Raw genomic sequence first — 4,793 nt, 5'->3', positions numbered from 1 at the left:
GCACAACGACAAGGAAGGGCAACCCATCAAGCGGTCACTGATCGCCTACGATCACTAACCGCGACGGCACCCCTTGGACTCATTCATCTAGGGGCCGCCCGCCGCGCCTTGACGGGGGCACGCCCCGCCGGCGGCTCAGCGTGCCCGTGCCCGACGGCGCCGCCCGCGTCCGCCCCGGCCGCCGTGGCCTGCTGGGCCTCCCGCCTGGCTCGCGCGTTCCGCGCCGCCGCCCTCCGGCGTGCGGTCCGCGGAGACGACGAGCACGGCCAGCGCCGTGGTCACCGGCACCGAGGCGACGAGCCCGATGCTGCCCACGAGCGTCCGTACGATCTCCTGCGCGACGATCTCGCTCGTGGCCACCGTCCCCACGCCGCTGTCCGCTATGGAGAAGAGCAGCAGCAGCGGAAGCGACGCGCCCGCGTACGCCAGCACCAGCGTGTTCACGACGGACGCGATGTGGTCCCGCCCGATCCGCATCGCGGACGCGTACAGCCTGCGCCGGGACGTCGTGGGGTCCGCGCCCCACAGCTCCCACACCGCCGAGGTCTGGGTGACCGTCACGTCGTCGAGCACACCCAGCGAGCCGATGATCACACCGGCCAGCAGCAACCCGCGTATCTCGATGCCGGGATAGAGGCCGTGCACCAGACCGGTCTGGTCGTCGGTGTTGCCGGTCAGGCTGGCCCAGCCGATGAACACCGAGCCGAGCGCGCCGATCGCCAGCAGGGAGACCAGCGTGCCGAGCACGGCGACGGACGTACGGGCCGTCAGCCCATGGCACATATAGAGCGCGAGCAGCATGATCGCGCTGCCCCCGATGACCGCGACCACCAGCGGATTCGAACCCTGGAGAATCGCCGGGAGGATGAACAGCGTCAGCACCCCGAAGCTGATGGCCAGCGCCACCAGCGCGAAGACCCCGCGCAGCCGTCCGACCACCACGACGGCGAGCGCGAACAACCCGGCCAGCAGCGCCATCGGCATCGACCGGTCGACGTCCGAGACCGAGTACTGCAGGTTCTTGGGTGCCTTGGGCGCGTACGCCAGCTTCAGCGTCTGGCCGGCGCTGAAGTGACGTGAGGAGTTGGGCTGCACGATTTCAGGGAAGGTGCGGCCTTTGTCCTTGCCCGAGGTCACCTCGATGGTGGTCTTCTCGCAGATGCTCTTCTTGCCGCCCGGGCCGCCCGGGCCGCCCTGGCCCGGCGCGCCGGAGTTCTGGGCGGCGTCCTGACCGGGCTCGCTCGGCTGCTGCGGTTGGGCGTTGACGTCGGCGCAGCCGACCTCCTCGACCTTCACGACCCGTCCGGCGACGGTCTGCTGATCGAAGCCGAGCCCGGAGCGCTGATGCGTCTTGTGGTCGGGGCCGCCCGGCCACAGCACGATCAGCCCGGCGACGACGGCGGCCGCGAACGGGATCAGCACCGCCGCGACGACCTTGCGGAGGCGGGCGGAGGCGGGCGCGGCCGGGCCATGGCCGTGGGAGTGGCCGTGGCCGTGCGCGGCCGCATGGCCGTGGGCATGGCCGTCTGTCGGGGCGTGGTCCTGCTCGGGCGGATGATGGTCCTGCGATGTCCGGGTCACGGTCGCATCATCGCAAGAGGCATGGCCCTCTGTTCAGTACGGCCGGAGAACCGTTAGCGTGGGGGCACCTTTGCAATCGCGGGAGCTCGGAGCACCGGGCTGAGAGGGCGCTGACGCGACAGCTGCGCCGACCGCTGAACCTGTTACCGGGTAATGCCGGCGTAGGGAGTGGGTCTCATGACTCAGCAGGATGCACACATGCGCGAAAATGCCGCCGAATTCGGCTGGCATAAGGGATATGTCACGGGTTCGCGCCCGGATCTCCAGGTTCCGGTTCGCCGGGTGCACCTCACCAACGGCCGGGATGTGACGCTGTACGACACCTCCGGCCCGTACACCGACCCCACCATCGAGACCGATGTCCGCCGTGGCCTCGCGCCACTGCGGCAGAACTGGATCATCGCCCGCGGCGACACCGAGGAGTACGCGGGCCGTCCGGTCCGCCCCGAGGACGACGGCGTCAAGCACACCGCGCCGCGCGGCGGGCTGCGCAACCTCGACGCGGTCTTCCCGGGCCGCCCGCGCCAGCCGCGCCGGGGCCGCGAGGGCGCCGCCGTCACCCAACTCGCGTACGCCCGGCGGGGCGAGATCACGGCCGAGATGGAGTACGTGGCCCTTCGCGAGAACGTCTCCCCCGAGGTCGTCCGCGAGGAGATCGCGACGGGCCGGGCCGTCCTCCCCGCCAACGTCAACCACCCGGAGATCGAGCCGATGATCATCGGCAAGCGGTTCCTGGTGAAGGTCAACGCCAACATCGGCAACTCCGCCGTCACCTCCTCCATCGAGGAGGAGGTCGAGAAGATGACCTGGGCGACTCGCTGGGGCGCCGACACGGTCATGGACCTCTCCACCGGCCGCAACATCCACACCACCCGCGAGTGGGTGCTGCGCAACTCCCCGGTCCCCATCGGCACCGTGCCGCTCTACCAGGCGCTGGAGAAGGTCGACGGCAAGGCCGAGGAGCTGACCTGGGAGATCTACAAGGACACCGTCATCGAACAGGCCGAACAGGGCGTCGATTACATGACGGTGCACGCGGGCGTCCGGCTCCCGTACGTCCCGCTGACCGCCCGCCGCAAGACCGGCATCGTCTCGCGCGGCGGCTCGATCATGGCCGCGTGGTGTCTGGCCCACCACAAGGAGTCCTTCCTCTACACGCACTTCGAGGAGCTGTGCGAGATCCTCGCGGCGTACGACGTCACCTACTCGCTGGGCGACGGGCTGCGCCCGGGGTCGATCGCCGACGCCAACGACGAGGCGCAGTTCGCTGAGTTGCGCACGCTCGGCGAGCTCAACCGCGTCGCCAAGGAACACGGCGTCCAGACGATGATCGAGGGCCCGGGCCATGTCCCGATGCACAAGATCAAGGAGAACGTCGACCTCCAGCAGGAGATCTGCGAGGAGGCCCCCTTCTACACCCTCGGCCCCCTCACCACCGATATCGCCCCCGCCTACGACCACATCACCTCCGGCATCGGCGCCGCGATGATCGCCTGGTGGGGCACGGCGATGCTCTGCTACGTCACCCCCAAGGAGCACCTCGGCCTGCCCGACCGCGACGACGTCAAGACCGGCGTGATCACCTACAAGATCGCCGCCCACGCGGCCGACCTGGCCAAGGGCCACCCCGACGCCCAGGCCTGGGACGACGCGCTCTCCGACGCGCGCTTCGAATTCCGCTGGGAGGACCAGTTCAACCTGGCCCTCGACCCGGACACGGCCCGCTCCTTCCACGACGAGACGCTTCCGGCGGAGCCGGCCAAGACGGCGCACTTCTGTTCCATGTGCGGGCCCAAGTTCTGCTCGATGAAGATTAGCCAAAGCATCACAGCGCAGTTCGGTGGTACGGCGGCTGCGGGGGCGACGGCTGAGGAGGTCGCTGAGGGGATGCTCCAGAAGTCGAAGGAGTTCGCGGCGAGCGGGAACCGGGTGTACCTGCCGCTCGCCGACTGAGGTAACCCGCTCTGTGGACGCCCCGCTGCCCCGATGGGTGGTGGGGCGTCCACCTGTGGAGGGCTCGTGACCAGCCGGTGCGGCTCACGGTTGGTCAGCATCATGTTCCGTGAGAGCTGACGCGTCCGCGTCCAGGGCCAGATGCCAGGGATAGCCGTCCGGGCTGACCTGGCCCGGCTCGTGCAGCGCGGGCACGGCGATCAACGGCGGGCCTGGCGTCACCCACATTCCAATGAAGATCGTGCCGCTCATGAAGCAGAAGGGTCTGACCGACGAGCAGATCCACACGATCACCATCGATAACCCGGCACAGGCCCTGAGCATCGCCTGACCTGTCGCACTCAACGTGTCGTTGGCCGGCTGCCCCTGTAGCGCTCGATGAGCGGTTCACACCGGACCAGGCGCTGGCCGAGGCGGCGCTGGCGTGGCTGGAGCCGCTGGGGCCGGGGCTCAGCGCCACGGGGCAGTTCCAGGCCGTCCCCGACCCGGGGCCCGGGGCGGACGCCTTCACCCGGATGCTGGCGCTCACGGGGCGGGACGCGTCCCGCGGGGTCTAGTCCCAACGCCGTGTAGTTAAGGGCGGGGCTGATGTGTCAAGGCGTCTGAAGTAGAGATGGAGCTCCTGCTAGAACCGTGTCGACCAAGATCACTGTTCAGCAGGAGCTCCATTGGACGCCAAGTCTGTCATTTCTCATGAGGTAGCGGTTGCCGCGGGGTCGTTCGCGCCGGGCCATCTGGGCGAGTTAACGCGGATCGTCCCGTTCGAGATGGTTGATGAGGTGCTGGCCGAGACCGGCAGGACACAGCAGCGGATACGTGACCTTCCTTCGCGTGTGGTGGTGTATCTGCTGCTGGCGGGGGCCCTGTTCCCGGGAATCGGATGGCGGCAGGTGTGGCAGCGGCTGACGGCCGGTCTGGAAGGACTGCAGACAGCGGCTCCGACGGCTGGCGCGCTGGCGCAGGCCCGCAGGCGGGTCGGGACCGGACCGCTGCACCGCTTGTTCGACCTGCTGCGCGGACCGGCCGCCGGGATCGGCACCATGGGAGCGTGGTGGCGGGGACTGCTCGTCTGCGCTGTCGACGGCACGCTGATGGCTGTGCCCGACAGCCCGGCGAACAGGGCCGAGTTCACCAAGCACCGGGGCAACAACGGCGGGGCGGGATACCCCTCGCTCCGTCTGCTGGTTCTGGTGGCCTGCGGCACCCGTACCGTTGTGGACGCGGTGTTCGGGCCGACCACGAACGGGGAGACGTCCTAT

Annotated in this window: 5 protein-coding genes and 1 riboswitch; of the genes, 3 read left to right on the top strand and 2 right to left on the bottom strand. The window is 69.3% G+C overall.

The window, feature by feature from the left end; translation table 11 throughout:
* Positions 1-135 precede the first annotated feature (135 nt).
* Positions 136-1,581, bottom strand: coding sequence for a YibE/F family protein (locus ABZS71_RS35325; protein WP_356216877.1), 1,446 nt, complete (start codon positions 1,579-1,581; stop codon positions 136-138).
* Between the two features lie 68 nt (positions 1,582-1,649).
* A riboswitch (TPP riboswitch) is annotated at positions 1,650-1,766 on the top strand.
* On the opposite strand from ABZS71_RS35325, the gene thiC reads away from it, so the two are divergent.
* Positions 1,759-3,534 (top strand): phosphomethylpyrimidine synthase ThiC, encoded by a 1,776-nt coding sequence (gene thiC, locus ABZS71_RS35320; RefSeq protein ID WP_356216875.1) that lies wholly within the window; start codon positions 1,759-1,761, stop codon positions 3,532-3,534. (Overlaps the previous riboswitch by 8 nt.)
* Before the next feature lie 84 nt (positions 3,535-3,618).
* Here thiC and ABZS71_RS35315 read toward each other — a convergent pair whose 3' ends face one another.
* Positions 3,619-3,786 carry a hypothetical protein gene (locus tag ABZS71_RS35315; protein ID WP_356216872.1) on the bottom strand — a complete coding sequence of 56 codons (168 nt, stop codon included), beginning with the start codon at positions 3,784-3,786 and terminating at the stop codon, positions 3,619-3,621.
* Here ABZS71_RS35315 and ABZS71_RS35310 point away from each other — a divergent pair.
* A complete protein-coding gene (locus tag ABZS71_RS35310; protein ID WP_356216880.1) occupies positions 3,785-3,865 on the top strand; it encodes a hypothetical protein in 81 nt (26 codons plus the stop codon). The genes ABZS71_RS35315 and ABZS71_RS35310 overlap by 2 nt on opposite strands.
* A 337-nt stretch (positions 3,866-4,202) precedes the next feature.
* Positions 4,203-4,793: transposase domain-containing protein (locus ABZS71_RS35305; protein ID WP_356216869.1), on the top strand; the 591-nt coding region annotated here is incomplete at its 3' end.

Origin of the sequence: Streptomyces sp. NPDC005393 (genome assembly GCF_040606675.1) — a bacterium.
Taxonomy (GTDB): Bacteria; Actinomycetota; Actinomycetes; order Streptomycetales; family Streptomycetaceae; genus Streptomyces.
This window is presented reverse-complemented; position numbering and strand designations above follow the sequence as displayed.